Consider the following 12,432-nt stretch of genomic DNA (forward strand, 5'->3'; position numbering starts at 1 on the left):
TGGTTCATTCCTCGGCCATCGAAACTTCATAACCCGCCCGGTGCGGTAAACTCTTCCGGTATGTCTTTCCGCGGTTCTGAATCGGACCGGGTCGGTTCGTTCAGAAATCAGTGAGGTCCCTATGGGTTCAGTCATCAAAAAGCGTCGCAAGCGTATGGCCAAGAAGAAGCACCGCAAGCTGCTTCGTAAGACGCGCCACCAGCGCCGCAACAAGAAGTAGATCGTTAACGACCGCGCCTACGCACGGTTCAGTGTTGTTATAACTGACCGTGCTTACGCACGGTTTTGGCCTGCCGCTTGACCCGCCTTCTCGCCTCTTTGAGGCCGGCGCGGTTGAGCGGCAGAATCTGCCAACCCATTTTTTGCGCATGATGCGTTAGCTTTGCATCCGCATTCACGGCAACTCGGTTCCCCACCGCACTCAGTAGGGGGATGTCGTTGCTGGAGTCGGAGTATGCCCAGCATTCCGCGAGATCGGCTCCGTGCCGCTCGGCAAGTTCTGTGGCGACGGTAGCCTTCTCGGCACCGTGAAGCACATGACCGTCGAGTTCTCCCGTGAGAACGCCATCTTTGGCGTGCACGCGTGTTCCGAGCGCTCCGGTGAGCCCCAACCGTTTGGCGATCACGTCGGCAACGAACTGCGGGGTCGCCGTGATGAGCCAAACTTCGTGACCCTTCGCCAGATGCTCCTTCGTGAGGTCGACCGTTTCCGGCCACAGATTGGGCAGAATGTCGCGCTCATAAATGTGCTCGGCGAGCGTGAAAAGCGTGTGCTCGGAATGCCCACCAACAATTGCTAGGGCACGCTCTCGGGCCGTCGCCATGTGCTTGTGATTCTCGCCGACAGCGACAAAGCGGAACTGTTGCCAAGCGAACAGGGCGATATCTCGCCAACCAACTATTCCCTGACGCCACGCTTCTTTCGCAAGGTAGTACACACTCGCGCCGCGCATCAGGGTGTTGTCCACGTCAAAGAAGGCCAGAACTGCGTTCTGGTCGGGCTGGGGCGACGTTACCTCGGGCATCCGCATTATTCTAGGGTCGTGCCAATGAAACATCTCGTATTGATCGGCAAACCCGGTTGTCATTTATGTGACGACGCAAGGGATGTGATCACCAGCGTCATCGCAGAATTGCGACCCGGAATCTTGGTCGAGCTCACAGAGAAATCGATTCTGGATGACGAAGAGCTACACACGAAATACCGGGACGAGATTCCTGTTGTATTGATCGACGACCGCGTACACACCATTTGGCGTGTCGACCCCGCGCGGTTAACCGCTGCGCTCCAGGAGGAATCAGAATGATCCGTCACGTTGTCATGTGGAAACTCATCGCCGAAGACGCCGCTGGGCAGAAAGCTGCAGTGGATGCCATAGCCGCAGCCCTCGAGCCCCTCGTCGGCCAAATCGAAGGTCTTGAGAGCCTGACGGTGCGCCAGAATGCGGCCAACGCTGAAGCGAATTGGGATGTCATCCTCGTGTCAGAGCACCCATCGGTCGAATCACTTGCCGTCTACGCAACGCACCCTTTGCACGTGACTGCCGGCGCTGTGGTCAAGGCAAACACTCGCGAACGGGCATCCGTCGACTTCGAGGCGTAATTCTCCAGCGGCTGCCCGCCCCTAAACGGCGCGCACTACGCGGTGGCCCTCACCGCGGTGAGATCACACAAGCTACCGTTTGACGGGGATTGGGCCCGTCAAGTGGTTCTTGATCGAGTCGCGCTCCGCAGCCAATGACGCGAGCGTTCCGCTATCGAGGCCCGGCTGCAGCATGTCGTCGAATGGGTTGCCCATTCCCGTCTTCGCGTGCACAATCTCGGCATAGTTTGTTGCCGCTGCGGCAACCTTCGCGGTCGCTCGCTGCGCCTTCTTGAGGGAGACCGGCTTGCTGCCAACCACTTCGGCATGCTTGTTGAGCGCTTTCTTCAGATCCTTGAGCGCGGCATCAATTTTCTTTGACATGTCGTCATCCTGCCTTAACGGGTTGCGTGCTGGCTATGGGGAGGTGTGTCGGATTGCGCCGGCAGCAGAGGCTATGGGGTCAGACGCGTCGGACCGCGGAAGAGATACGTTGCTTCGCGCAGGTTCGGAAGGCCGAGCATGAGCATCAGCACGCGGCCAAGGCCCATGCCGAATCCACCGTGCGACGGAACGCCGTAACGGAAGAAATCGAGGTAGAAGTCGAGCTCAGCGGGGTCGAGCCCCTTGTCGCGAATCTGCGCCTCCAACACGTCAACGCGGTGCTCGCGCTGGGCGCCAGTAGAAATCTCGACGCCGTTATAGACGAGGTCGTAGCTGTTCGTGAGGCCAGCATCATCCGCATGACGCATGTGATAAAACGGGCGGATGCTTGCTGCGTAATCGGTCAAGAAAACGAAGTCGTGACCGAAAGTTTCTTTCACGTAGGCGGCGATCTGGCGCTCGCCCTCCGGGTCCATGTCGGCGTCGGCACGAGGAACCGTGTAGCCGCGGTCGCTCACAATCTGCTTGGCCTCAGCGAGCGGGATGCGGGGGAACGGAGTGGACGGAACCGTCAGTTCACTGCCGAACAACTTCTCGATCTCGTCGCCGTGCTTGTCTTTGACAGCCTGGAAGCCAACAACCATGAGCTCTTCGTGCAACTTCATGACATCTTCGTGGCTGTCGATCCAGCTGATCTCGTTGTCGACCATCGTGAACTCGGTGGCGTGGCGTGACGTGAAGCTGGGGTCTGCACGGAAGCTGGGGGCAATCTCGAAGATCTTGCCGAAACCGGCAGCCTGAGCCATCTGCTTGAAGAACTGGGGGCTCTGCGCCAAGTACGCCTTGGTGTCGAAGTACTCGACCTCAAAGAGCTCGGCATTTGATTCGCTCGCGCTAGCCATGAGCTTGGGGGTATGAACTTCGATGAAGTCGTTCTCAACCCAGTAGGTGCGCCAGGCGTGCTCGAGGGTGGTCTGGATTCGGAAAATCAGGCTGTTACGCGGAACTCGCAGGTCGAGGAAGCGCCAATCCATGCGCTTGTCGACGCTGGAGTCTTCAGCAATAGGCGTCTCGGCGATTGCCTCGCCGGCAAGCTCAATGCCATCGAGCTTGATCTCGACTCCGCCAAGCTTCACGCGCTCATCGTGCTTCAACTCACCGGTCGCAGTGAGGAAGGTGCCCTGAGCGAGCCCAGAGATCGTCTCGGCGAGGGCATCCTCAGCAGGCGTTCCGTCTTCGTTGAATGAGCGGGGGTGAACAAGCTGCACCGCACCAGACTCGTCGCGCAGCACAACAAACTGCACCTTCTTTTGATCTCGAACGGTGTCGACCCAACCCGAAACGGAGGTTGCTCCATCGCTTGCTGCGGCCAAGTTCTTAATAAGGGTGCGTGTAGTCACAGCGCTGAGTTTACCGGGGATAGCGCGAGGGAAAGTGCGAACAGCAGCAGACGTAGACTGAATGACGTGCCAGCTGACCTCATCCATCTCGTCCGCCATGGTGAAGTGCACAATCCTGACCACATTCTCTATGGCCGCCTCCCCGGGTATCACCTCAGCGAACTCGGACACACAATGGCGGATGTCGCCGCCGCTAGTCTGGCCGACCGGCCCCTCACGGCGCTCTACGCGAGCCCCCTGCAGCGCGCCCAAGAATCAGCGCAGCCGTGGTCCCAGCGCTACAACCTTCCGATTGTCACCGAAGAGCGCATCGTGGAGCCATACAACTGGTTCGAGGGCAGCCAGTTCCGTTTTCCTCACGTTCTCGGCAATCCGCGGGCGTGGCCACAATTGATCAATCCCCTGAAGCCCAGTTGGGGCGAAGCCTTTCTCAGCGTTGAAGCACGGATGCTCGAAGCCGTTGACGCCGCCTGGTCTGCCGCTGATGGCGGCGAGATCGTCATGGTTAGCCACCAAATGCCGATCGTGATGGTTGCCCGCTCGGTAAAGAAGATGCGACTAGCGCACGACCCTCGCCGCCGTCGCTGCACGCTGTCGAGCATCACAACGCTTGCCCGCGAGGGTGACGAGTTCGTCGAGGTTGACTATCAGGAACCTGCGGGAGAATTGCTCGCAGCATCCACCGATCTAGGAGCAGTGTGAACCGCCGTCTCATCGCCGCAGTTGTGGCGGCCCTCGCCCTTGTCACGGTGTCGTGCTCGACCCCCAGCGAATCGCTCGCGGACCAATATCAGAACGGTTCAGAAGAGGGCTACATTTCTGGCGACGGTTCGACGGTCGAGATTCCGGCAAGCGACCGCGATGAACCCATCACCTATCAGGCAACGCTAGACAATGGCGAAATGGTGTCAAGTGATGACTTCGCTGGTTCTGTTTATGTCGTCAATTTTTGGTACGCCGGATGCCCGCCGTGCCGACTCGAAGCGCCTGACCTTGCGGCGCTGAGTGTCGAATATCCTGACGTGCCGTTCCTGGGCGTGAACGTCTCGGATACCGCGGAAAACTCTCGGACTTTTGCCACAGAATTCGGCATTCCTTACCCTTCAGTTCTCGACGCGAAGACCGCGGGCGTGCAATTGGCGTTCGCTGGCTCGGTGCCCCCTAACGCAGTGCCGACCACGCTCGTGGTCGATCGCGATGGGCGAGTTGCTGCACGCATTAGCGGACTTGTCCGTGACCCGAGCATCCTTGCGGCGATGATGGACTCCGTCATCGCCGAGGACCAGTAGTGTCGAGCCCGATCGGGGAGCTCGTTCTCGGCGGCAACCTCCTTGTCGTGATTCCGATCGCATTGCTCGCTGGCTTGGTGTCGTTTGCGTCGCCATGCGTTTTGCCTCTTGTGCCGGGATATCTCGGCTATATCGGAGGCTTCACGAGCGCAGAAGAGAAGGGCAGCACGAAGCGACTTGTTCTCGGAGTCGGACTCTTCATCCTCGGTTTCACTGTCGTGTTCGTCGCCTTTACGGTTCTGTTTGGCACGGCGGGGCTGCTGTTGCGACCCTGGCTCGATCTCATTACCCGCATCGCCGGGGCACTCGTCATTGTGATGGGGCTTGTGTTCATTGGGCAGGTCACTTTTGCCCAACGTACGATTCGCCCGCAACTGAAGGTCGCTACTGGCCTAGCGGGTGCGCCATTGCTCGGTATCGTCTTCGCTCTCGGCTGGACGCCCTGTGTTGGCCCGACCTTGATCGCCGTCGGCAGCATGGTTCTCGATGGGGGAGACCCGGGCCGCGCGGCGATTGTTGGCGTCGCCTACAGCCTCGGGCTCGGCATCCCATTCCTGCTTGTCGCCCTCGGTTTGAACTGGGCAACGAGTTCGGTGACCTGGATGCGCCGCCACATCCGCATAATTAACTTGGTCGGCGGAGGATTGCTCGTGCTGATCGGAATACTCATGGTCACCGGTGTGTGGCGCGCAATCGTGACAAGTTTGGGGGCGGTGATCGGTGGCTTCGACACACTCCTCTGATTCTGTGACCGGTGGTGACGCAACGCGTCCCAGTGACCACATGGATGCGCCAGATCCGCAGCAGAGCAAAATTCAGCAGCCCCGGCTGGGGCCCAGCGGCTATGCGCGCTTCTTTTGGCGACAGCTCACGAGCATGCGCACCGCACTGTTCCTGCTATTGCTACTTGCGGTTGCGGCGATACCGGGTTCGCTCGTGCCTCAGGTCAGCTCTGACCCAAACGGAGTTATTGCCTATCGCCGTAATTACCCAGACACTGCGGCGATTCTCGATTTCTTTCAGGTCTTCACCACCTACACCTCGGTGTGGTTCTCGGCGATCTACCTACTGCTGTTCATCTCGCTAATTGGCTGTGTGCTGCCGCGAACGAAGCACCACTTCGATGCGCTTCGTGCACGACCGCCCAAGACACCGGCGCGCCTTTCACGCCTTGAGGGCTTTACGACGCGCACGACCGATGCGGATGCGGCTACCGTCGTCGAGTCCGCTCGGCGCCTCTTGCGCTCGCAGCGCTACCGCACAGAACTCTATGGCGATTCGGTCAGTGCCGAACGGGGTTACCTGCGTGAGACCGGCAACCTTGTCTTCCATTCCGCTCTCGTCGGAGTGCTTCTTGCGGTCGGACTCGGTGGCGGCTTCGGTTACACGGGTCAGCGCGTCGTTGTTGAGGGCTATGCGTTCAGCAATTCGCTCGCGAGCTACGACTCGTTCAACCCCGGTCGCTTCTTCACGGATGAAGCACTCGAGCCTTTTAGCGTGGCACTGGACTCCTTCGAGCCTGTCTACGAGCAGACGAATCGTGACGCGCTCGGGCAGGCAATCGACTTCACAGCGAATGTGACAACCACGATGCGCGGGCAAAGCTCCGAAACGGCACGGATCAAAGTCAATGAGCCATTGAACGTTGGTGGAACAAACATCTATCTTCTCGGCAACGGCTATGCGCCAGTGCTCACCGTGCGAGATGCCGACGACGTAGTGGTCTGGTCTCAGCCCACTGCGTGCCTTCCCTTTGACGCCAACCTGGGCAGCACGTGCGTGATCAAGATTCCGGATGGCCTCGATCAGCAAATCGGAATGCTCGGCTTCCTTTACCCAACGACCGGCACGCTCAGCTCAGGCGCTCTTGTCTCGGTGTATCCCGACCTCGTCGCCCCCACGCTCACCCTCGAGGTGTACCAGGGCGATCTGGGGCTCGACAACGGGCAGGGAACCAACGCTTACGCGCTCAACACTGACTCTCTTGACCAGATTGCTGGACGAACCTCAGACGCAGAAACCCTTCGCCTGACTCCGGGAGATCGGGCAGAGCTGCCCAACGGGCTTGGCAGCGTAGAACTCGCGAGCATCCCCCGCTTTGCGTCCCTCGACGTGCACCACGATCCTTCGCAATTGCCGGTGCTGATCTTTGCCATTCTGGTAATCGCTGGCCTCGTAACAAGCCTGTTTATTCCGCGTCGCCGCATGTGGGTTTCCGCCACAACCGACGCCTCCGGCACGACAACAATTGAATATGCGGCTCTGGCGCGGGGAGACGATCCCAACCTTGAGGCGTCGGTGACAGAATTTGCGGAGAAACATTCTCAGCAACTGACGGTTAGGGTGGATTCGTGACTGAGACCTTCGTGTCGTATTCGCTGATTGCGGTTTATTCAGCGATGGCGATCTATACCCTCGCGTTCGTAATGTTCGCTGTCGATTTGGCACGCCGCTCGGCAGAGTCGAGCGATGCTTCTGCAGCGGCGGCGACCGGGCTGACTTCAACCTCCGCCAGCCGTGTTGGCGTCATGGCAGCGTCGGAAGCTTCCGCAACTGGTGGCGGCACAGCGACGCTGACCCGCGACGATGCCCCACGATCGGGCAGTGAAGCTGCCCGACCCGCTTCGCCCAAGTATCTGCGCCTCGCCATGGCACTCACCGTTATTGCGTGGGTGCTGCACGTTGGTGCTGTGGTGTTCCGTGGCGTCGCCGCCAACCGGGTGCCGTGGGCCAACATGTTTGAGTTCACCCTTACCGCCACGGCCCTCATCGTCGGCGTTTTCCTGCTGGTGCAGTTCTGGCAAGACCTCCGGTTCTTGGGCTCATTCATCACCGGCTTCTCGCTGATTGCACTCGGCGTGGGAACCTCAAGCTTCTATGTGGATGTCGTGCCACTGCCGCCAGCATTGCAATCGGCCTGGTTGGTCATCCACGTCTTCGTTGCCAGCTTGAGCACCGGCGTCTTTGCGCTCGCTGCTGGTCTCTCGATCGTTCAGCTCATGCAGGCTCGTCGTGAGGCGGGCAAGGCGCTCAAGTTGCGGTTCCTCGACACTCTTCCAGCGGCGGATCGTCTCGAAACGTTGGCGTACCGGCTCACTGTTGTCGGCTTCGTCATGTGGACGTTTACTCTCATTGCCGGCGCTGTGTGGGCCGAGCGTGCATGGGGTCGTTACTGGGGCTGGGACACCAAAGAGGTCTGGACCTTCATCATCTGGACCATCTATGCGGGTTACATTCACGCGAGAGCGACTCGAGGATGGCGTGGCTCACGTTCAGCCTGGCTCGCCATTGTTGGCTTCACTGCGATCGTCTTCAACTTCACGATCGTCAACCTGTTCTTCAAAGGCCTGCACGCCTACTCAGGCCTGTAGGCGCACGGCCTCGCTCGACGGAGCGAAGTAACAACGCTGGGGCCGCACCGAGCAGCACCCCAGCGTTAGCTAGTGTGAGAGCCCTGTGGCTCTGGTGACCCCGAGCTAGTTGGCCGGGGTGAGAGTGATCGGCACGCGCGGATTTCCGTCGCCCGTATCGAATTGGATGATCGGCCCATCGTCACCGCACTCGTACGGTGCAGAATTGATGGGCGCGCTCGAAAGGAACTCGCCGAACAAATCGGTTCCGTCCATCGTGATCCCCGAGACTGTCACCGAGACCGAGACCGCGACGGCGCTGACGTCATGCGACGTGGTGATTTCCGTTTCCGTAGCCGTGTAGTCACCGGTCACGTTTCCGGTAATGCTGCCAGTGCCATCAGCCCCCGCAACCTTCACCAGGATGGCGAACTCTGGGGTGTAGACATAGCCAGTGTCAGAAAAGGAGAGCCCCGTGCCGCCCTCAACAGAAATGTCGACATTGTCGTTCGACTCGCTCACAGCCGAATAAAACGCCTGCATCTGGTCCTGTTCGATGTACCAGTCACCGATTAGGCACGCTGGGGCGCTCGCTGACTCCTCTTCGACAGGTGCAGCGACGCTGGCTTCCACTTCAGTCTCGGTGTCCGTCGTGGCTGCTTCTGGCGCTGTGCACGCACTCACCGCGCCGATACTCATCAGGCTCAGGGCGACAATCGCGAGCATCCGACGCGACTCTGTACTCATTTTTGCTCCTCGGCGGTGGGCTGACCGTGCCAAGCATAGTGAGCACTCCGATCGCTACTGTGAGTAGTTTTTACCTAGTGTGTAGCAGCGCTCGAACCGCGACATCCACCACTGAGTACGCTCGGGGTTGGCAGCCCAGCGGGTAAGGAGTGCCTCCTCGGCATCCACGCGTCGCACTTCAATGCGACCGGCCCGGGCACGCAATGGTGACGACGTGACATCTGCCGCCAACAGGGATGCCGTAGCGAGACCGCAGTCGTATTCAAGGGTGTCTAGCGCGGCTGCCAGATGGGCTCCCATCGCGAGCCCCACCGACGTTTCGAGGGCGCTAGAAACCACAATGGGGAGTCCGGCTTCTGAGGCGACGCTGAGTGCGCGAGAAATGCCTCCAGAAGGCTGCGCCTTGACGACAAGCAAGTCGGCGGCACCGGCACGAGCCACCGCAAGTGGATCTTCAGCTTTACGCACACTCTCATCCGCAGCCACCGGGATTCCCATGTAGGCGATGCGGCCGCGCAACTCGCCAAGCTCCTCAACAGACGCGCAGGGCTGTTCCACATACTCAAGGTCGAACTTTGCGAGCGCATGAACAGCACGCTCAGCCTCATCGACCGTCCACGCCCCATTCGCGTCGATGCGAATGCGACCTTCTGGTCCCATCACGCGACGCACTTCGGCTACGCGTGCCACATCATCCGCGAGCGTGTGCCCCGGTTCGGCGACCTTCACCTTGGCAGTTCGGCAGCCGTCGAAGCGCTCGAGAACCCCTTCGACCAGTTCCGCGTCAACGGCGGGAACCGTCGCATTGACAAAAATATGGTCGCGGAGCGGCGGCGGAGTCTCATTCCACGCGTAGTCAATCGCGGCCAAGAGCCACGTGCTCGCCTCCGCATCGTCGTACTCCACGAACGGGGAGAACTCGGCCCAACCCTGGGGCCCGCGAAAGAGCAGCGCTTCACGCTGATCGATACCGCGAAAACGCGAAGTCATCGGAAGGGACACCACACGTGCGGTGTCGAGAATTTCGTTCACTGTGGGGAACATGTCTCTAGTCTGACAAGTTCTCGCGTCGGTTAGGGTAATTGCGTGACTAATCCGGGAGATATCGAGCGCATCGCGACCAAAGTTGTGCCGTATTACGTCGTGGGCGTTGTTGAAGAAGAACCCGAAATTTCGAGCGAACCTCCCGAGCCAGACAACGTTGACGACAGCTATCTGGTGCGGCCCAAACGCCCAACCTGGCTTGGTTTCGTCGCCGCCGCATTAGGGCTTGCCACTCTCGTGCTCCTCATCGTCGCAATGGTCATGAGCATCCAAGGCAGCCTTGTCGCCGGAACCTGGCTCAGCTACAGCACGATTATCGTGTCGATCTTTGGCATCATTACCGCGGTTATCAGCCTCATTCTTGGTTACCAGCGTCGTTGGGCAGCCTTTGGGCTCGCCATGGCCATCCTCGCCAATCCGCTCGCACTTCTCACGGTATTTCGCTTCTTCGGTAGCTAGGGTGGAGCCATGGCGCTGGTTTCAGAAATTTTTGACGAAAAGTTGTGGCGATCAGTCGCTGGATTCGATGACCTTACGGATATCACCTATCACCACGATGTGACGGGAACGATCGCGCGTATCGCCTTCGATCGCCCAGAGGTGCGCAACGCATTCCGCCCGCACACCGTCGATGAGCTCTACCAAACGCTCGATGACGTGCGTCAGAATCCGCGCATCGGCGTCGTGCTGCTCACCGGCAATGGACCAAGCGAAAAAGATGGCGGCTGGGCGTTCTGTTCCGGCGGCGACCAGCGCATTCGTGGTCGCGCGGGCTATGAGTACGAGGGTCAAGAGGGGGCAACGAACCCCACCGCCGCTGGAGAGGTTTCTGAGGAGGATGCTGCTGCCGCGGCAGGAAAGCGCCGAGCCGCCGCAGGCCGCCTCCACATTCTCGAAGTGCAGCGCCTCATCCGCTTCATGCCGAAGGTGGTTATCGCCGTTGTTCCCGGCTGGGCTGCCGGAGGAGGACACTCCCTTCACGTCGTCTGCGACCTCACCATTGCCAGCGCCGAACATGCCCGCTTCAAGCAGACGGATGTCGACGTCGGCTCCTTCGACGCCGGCTACGGCAGTGCATACTTCGCCCGCCAGGTCGGCCAAAAGTTTGCCAGAGAAGTCTTCTTCTTGGCCCGCGAGTACGACGCTCAACGTGCCCTCGATGCGGGAGCGATCAACGCCGCAGTACCGCACGCCGAGCTCGAAGCGATCGCCTACGAATGGGCACAAACGATCATGACCAAGTCGCCCACCGCCATCAGAATGGTGAAATTCGCCCTCAACGCTGTCGACGACGGACTCGTCGGCCAACAAGTTTTTGCGGGAGAAGCCACCCGATTGGCCTACGGAACGGATGAAGCCGTCGAAGGCCGTGACTCGTTCTTGGAAAAGCGAGCCCCCGACTGGTCGCCATTCCCCTGGCAGTACTAACGACGCACAACAGCCGAGTCAACGCCGACTCTGCGACCCGACGCACTCGAGCGAAGACGCACGGGAGCACAGCAACGACACCCTGGAGACAACACCGTGACACGAGAACTCTGGTCAATTGATGCGCGCGACCCCCGCAAAGTGTGGGCTGCCCTAGTGCCAGCACTCGAAGGAACGGGGGCTGCGATTCTGCCGCACCCTGCCTCCCCCTCTGGACTGCCAGAGACAGTCCCCGAGAACGTTGCGGTCGTCGTAGAGACAAGCGGATCGACCGGCCGACCCAAGCGCGTGATGCTCAGTGGTGCCGCGCTGAGGGCGAGTGCTGAGGCATCCGATGGCCTACTTGGCGGCCCTGGACAGTGGTTGCTTGCCGTGCCAGCTCACTACATCGCAGGAATCAATGTTCTTGCGCGTTCGCACTTTGCGGGAACCGTGCCGGTGATGATGAAGCCAACAGGATTCTCTGCCGAAGCTTTTGTGGCTGCCGCCGCTGAACTCACCGCCGAGCGCCGATTCACCTCCCTCGTTCCCGTGCAGTTGGCGCGACTGCTCGAGTCAGAAGAAGCCATTGCGGCCCTCGCGAGCTTCCAGCGGATTTTGGTTGGTGGCCAGTCAACTCCGATCTCGTTGCTCACCGCAGCCCGTGCTCACGGTCTCGCAGTGACAACAACCTACGGCTCAAGCGAAACCAGCGGTGGTTGTGTGTGGGACGGCGTTCCGTTGCCCACCGCACAAATGAGGCTGGTGGATGATCGCATTGAACTTGCTGGCCCCATGCTTGCCGATGGCTATCTTGACGATCCTCGCCGCAGCGCATTCTCGTTCCGGGTGCACGACGGCATCCGCTGGTATCGCACCGATGATGTCGGCGAAATTATCAACGGAGTACTGCGAGTTCGTGGCCGCGCTGACGACATGATCATTTCCGGGGGAGTGAAAGTATCGCTCACCGAGGTCGAGACTGCCGTTCGCGCGTTGCCGGGTCAGAGTGCAGCCGTTGTGGTTGCCGCACCGCATCCGGAATGGGGCGAATCGCCAGTGGTCGTGACGACGACAGCAATTGATCTGGATGCCCTGCGACAGTCAGTTGCCGCGCAACTTTCGGCGGCAGCGGCGCCAGCCCGGGTGATGCTTATCGATGAGATTCCGATGCTCGCAACGGGAAAACCCGACCGGCTGGCCTTAGCGTCAGTCGTGCTTAAGTAGAA

General features: G+C 60.0%; 16 protein-coding genes. 11 read left to right on the forward strand and 5 right to left on the reverse strand.

Annotated features, from left to right (window positions below; translation table 11 throughout):
* The first annotated feature begins 121 nt into the window (after positions 1 to 121).
* Positions 122 to 220: a 30S ribosomal protein bS22 gene (locus tag AC1ENN_RS02025; RefSeq protein ID WP_003792170.1), complete on the forward strand. Its 99-nt coding sequence runs from the start codon at positions 122 to 124 to the stop codon at positions 218 to 220.
* A gap of 37 nt (positions 221 to 257) precedes the next feature.
* Here the strand turns inward: AC1ENN_RS02025 and AC1ENN_RS02030 are convergent, their stop codons facing one another.
* The gene (locus AC1ENN_RS02030; RefSeq protein WP_480406563.1) at positions 258 to 1,025 is read right to left on the reverse strand and encodes an HAD family hydrolase; all 768 of its coding nucleotides are present in this window, start codon (positions 1,023 to 1,025) and stop codon (positions 258 to 260) included.
* A gap of 24 nt (positions 1,026 to 1,049) precedes the next feature.
* On the opposite strand from AC1ENN_RS02030, the gene AC1ENN_RS02035 reads away from it, so the two are divergent.
* Positions 1,050 to 1,307 carry a glutaredoxin family protein gene (locus AC1ENN_RS02035; protein WP_480406564.1) on the forward strand — a complete coding sequence of 86 codons (258 nt, stop codon included), beginning with the start codon at positions 1,050 to 1,052 and terminating at the stop codon, positions 1,305 to 1,307.
* Positions 1,304 to 1,603 (forward strand): Dabb family protein, encoded by a 300-nt coding sequence (locus tag AC1ENN_RS02040; protein WP_480406565.1) that lies wholly within the window; start codon positions 1,304 to 1,306, stop codon positions 1,601 to 1,603. Before AC1ENN_RS02035 ends, AC1ENN_RS02040 begins: the two co-directional genes overlap by 4 nt.
* A gap of 72 nt (positions 1,604 to 1,675) precedes the next feature.
* On the opposite strand, the gene AC1ENN_RS02045 is transcribed toward AC1ENN_RS02040, so the two are convergent.
* Both AC1ENN_RS02045 and aspS read right to left on the reverse strand, forming a co-directional pair.
* On the reverse strand, positions 1,676 to 1,966 hold the full coding sequence (locus tag AC1ENN_RS02045; RefSeq protein WP_480406566.1) for a hypothetical protein: 291 nt from the start codon (positions 1,964 to 1,966) through the stop codon (positions 1,676 to 1,678).
* 71 nt (positions 1,967 to 2,037) lie between these two features.
* Positions 2,038 to 3,366: an aspartate--tRNA(Asn) ligase gene (aspS, locus tag AC1ENN_RS02050; protein ID WP_480391639.1), complete on the reverse strand. Its 1,329-nt coding sequence runs from the start codon at positions 3,364 to 3,366 to the stop codon at positions 2,038 to 2,040.
* 66 nt (positions 3,367 to 3,432) lie between these two features.
* On the opposite strand from aspS, the gene AC1ENN_RS02055 reads away from it, so the two are divergent.
* Genes AC1ENN_RS02055 through ccsB form a run of 5 tightly spaced genes read left to right on the forward strand, consistent with a single transcriptional unit; the run spans position 3,433 to position 8,026 of the window.
* Positions 3,433 to 4,068 (forward strand): histidine phosphatase family protein, encoded by a 636-nt coding sequence (locus AC1ENN_RS02055; protein WP_449648456.1) that lies wholly within the window; start codon positions 3,433 to 3,435, stop codon positions 4,066 to 4,068.
* The gene (locus tag AC1ENN_RS02060; RefSeq protein WP_480406567.1) at positions 4,065 to 4,655 is read left to right on the forward strand and encodes a TlpA family protein disulfide reductase; all 591 of its coding nucleotides are present in this window, start codon (positions 4,065 to 4,067) and stop codon (positions 4,653 to 4,655) included. The genes AC1ENN_RS02055 and AC1ENN_RS02060 overlap by 4 nt, the downstream gene beginning before the upstream one ends.
* The gene (locus AC1ENN_RS02065) at positions 4,655 to 5,398 is read left to right on the forward strand and encodes a cytochrome c biogenesis CcdA family protein (RefSeq protein ID WP_449648454.1); all 744 of its coding nucleotides are present in this window, start codon (positions 4,655 to 4,657) and stop codon (positions 5,396 to 5,398) included. Before AC1ENN_RS02060 ends, AC1ENN_RS02065 begins: the two co-directional genes overlap by 1 nt.
* Positions 5,399 to 5,402: 4 nt before the next feature.
* Positions 5,403 to 7,010, forward strand: coding sequence for a cytochrome c biogenesis protein ResB (gene resB / locus AC1ENN_RS02070; protein ID WP_480406568.1), 1,608 nt, complete (start codon positions 5,403 to 5,405; stop codon positions 7,008 to 7,010).
* Positions 7,007 to 8,026: a c-type cytochrome biogenesis protein CcsB gene (ccsB, locus tag AC1ENN_RS02075; RefSeq protein WP_480406569.1), complete on the forward strand. Its 1,020-nt coding sequence runs from the start codon at positions 7,007 to 7,009 to the stop codon at positions 8,024 to 8,026. Before resB ends, ccsB begins: the two co-directional genes overlap by 4 nt.
* A 105-nt stretch (positions 8,027 to 8,131) precedes the next feature.
* On the opposite strand, the gene AC1ENN_RS02080 is transcribed toward ccsB, so the two are convergent.
* Entirely contained in the window at positions 8,132 to 8,752 is a 621-nt protein-coding gene (locus tag AC1ENN_RS02080) for a hypothetical protein (RefSeq protein ID WP_480406570.1), read from the reverse strand.
* Between the two features lie 54 nt (positions 8,753 to 8,806).
* The gene (locus tag AC1ENN_RS02085; protein WP_480406571.1) at positions 8,807 to 9,796 is read right to left on the reverse strand and encodes an o-succinylbenzoate synthase; all 990 of its coding nucleotides are present in this window, start codon (positions 9,794 to 9,796) and stop codon (positions 8,807 to 8,809) included.
* Positions 9,797 to 9,838: 42 nt separating this feature from the next.
* On the opposite strand from AC1ENN_RS02085, the gene AC1ENN_RS02090 reads away from it, so the two are divergent.
* The 3 genes from AC1ENN_RS02090 to AC1ENN_RS02100 all read left to right on the forward strand — a co-directional run bounded on the left by AC1ENN_RS02090 (position 9,839) and on the right by AC1ENN_RS02100 (position 12,430).
* A complete protein-coding gene (locus tag AC1ENN_RS02090; protein WP_449648449.1) occupies positions 9,839 to 10,255 on the forward strand; it encodes a 1,4-dihydroxy-6-naphthoate synthase in 417 nt (138 codons plus the stop codon).
* Between the two features lie 9 nt (positions 10,256 to 10,264).
* On the forward strand, positions 10,265 to 11,224 hold the full coding sequence (locus AC1ENN_RS02095; protein ID WP_480406572.1) for a 1,4-dihydroxy-2-naphthoyl-CoA synthase: 960 nt from the start codon (positions 10,265 to 10,267) through the stop codon (positions 11,222 to 11,224).
* A 96-nt stretch (positions 11,225 to 11,320) separates the two neighbouring features.
* Positions 11,321 to 12,430 carry an AMP-binding protein gene (locus AC1ENN_RS02100; protein WP_480406573.1) on the forward strand — a complete coding sequence of 370 codons (1,110 nt, stop codon included), beginning with the start codon at positions 11,321 to 11,323 and terminating at the stop codon, positions 12,428 to 12,430.
* Positions 12,431 to 12,432: the final 2 nt, after the last annotated feature.

The organism is Rhodoglobus sp. G.S.23, from assembly GCF_056675935.1.

Bases quoted from the DNA above. Each gene is read 5' to 3' on its own strand.
- AC1ENN_RS02085 (WP_480406571.1), bottom strand. From the start codon at position 9,796: ATGTTCCCCACAGTGAACGAAATTCTCGACACCGCACGTGTGGTGTCC.
- AC1ENN_RS02030 (WP_480406563.1), bottom strand. From the start codon at position 1,025: ATGCCCGAGGTAACGTCGCCCCAGCCCGACCAGAACGCAGTTCTGGCC.
- AC1ENN_RS02035 (WP_480406564.1), top strand. From the start codon at position 1,050: ATGAAACATCTCGTATTGATCGGCAAACCCGGTTGTCATTTATGTGAC.
- AC1ENN_RS02095 (WP_480406572.1), top strand. From the start codon at position 10,265: ATGGCGCTGGTTTCAGAAATTTTTGACGAAAAGTTGTGGCGATCAGTC.
- AC1ENN_RS02025 (WP_003792170.1), top strand. From the start codon at position 122: ATGGGTTCAGTCATCAAAAAGCGTCGCAAGCGTATGGCCAAGAAGAAG.
- AC1ENN_RS02080 (WP_480406570.1), bottom strand. From the start codon at position 8,752: ATGAGTACAGAGTCGCGTCGGATGCTCGCGATTGTCGCCCTGAGCCTG.
- AC1ENN_RS02040 (WP_480406565.1), top strand. From the start codon at position 1,304: ATGATCCGTCACGTTGTCATGTGGAAACTCATCGCCGAAGACGCCGCT.
- AC1ENN_RS02045 (WP_480406566.1), bottom strand. From the start codon at position 1,966: ATGTCAAAGAAAATTGATGCCGCGCTCAAGGATCTGAAGAAAGCGCTC.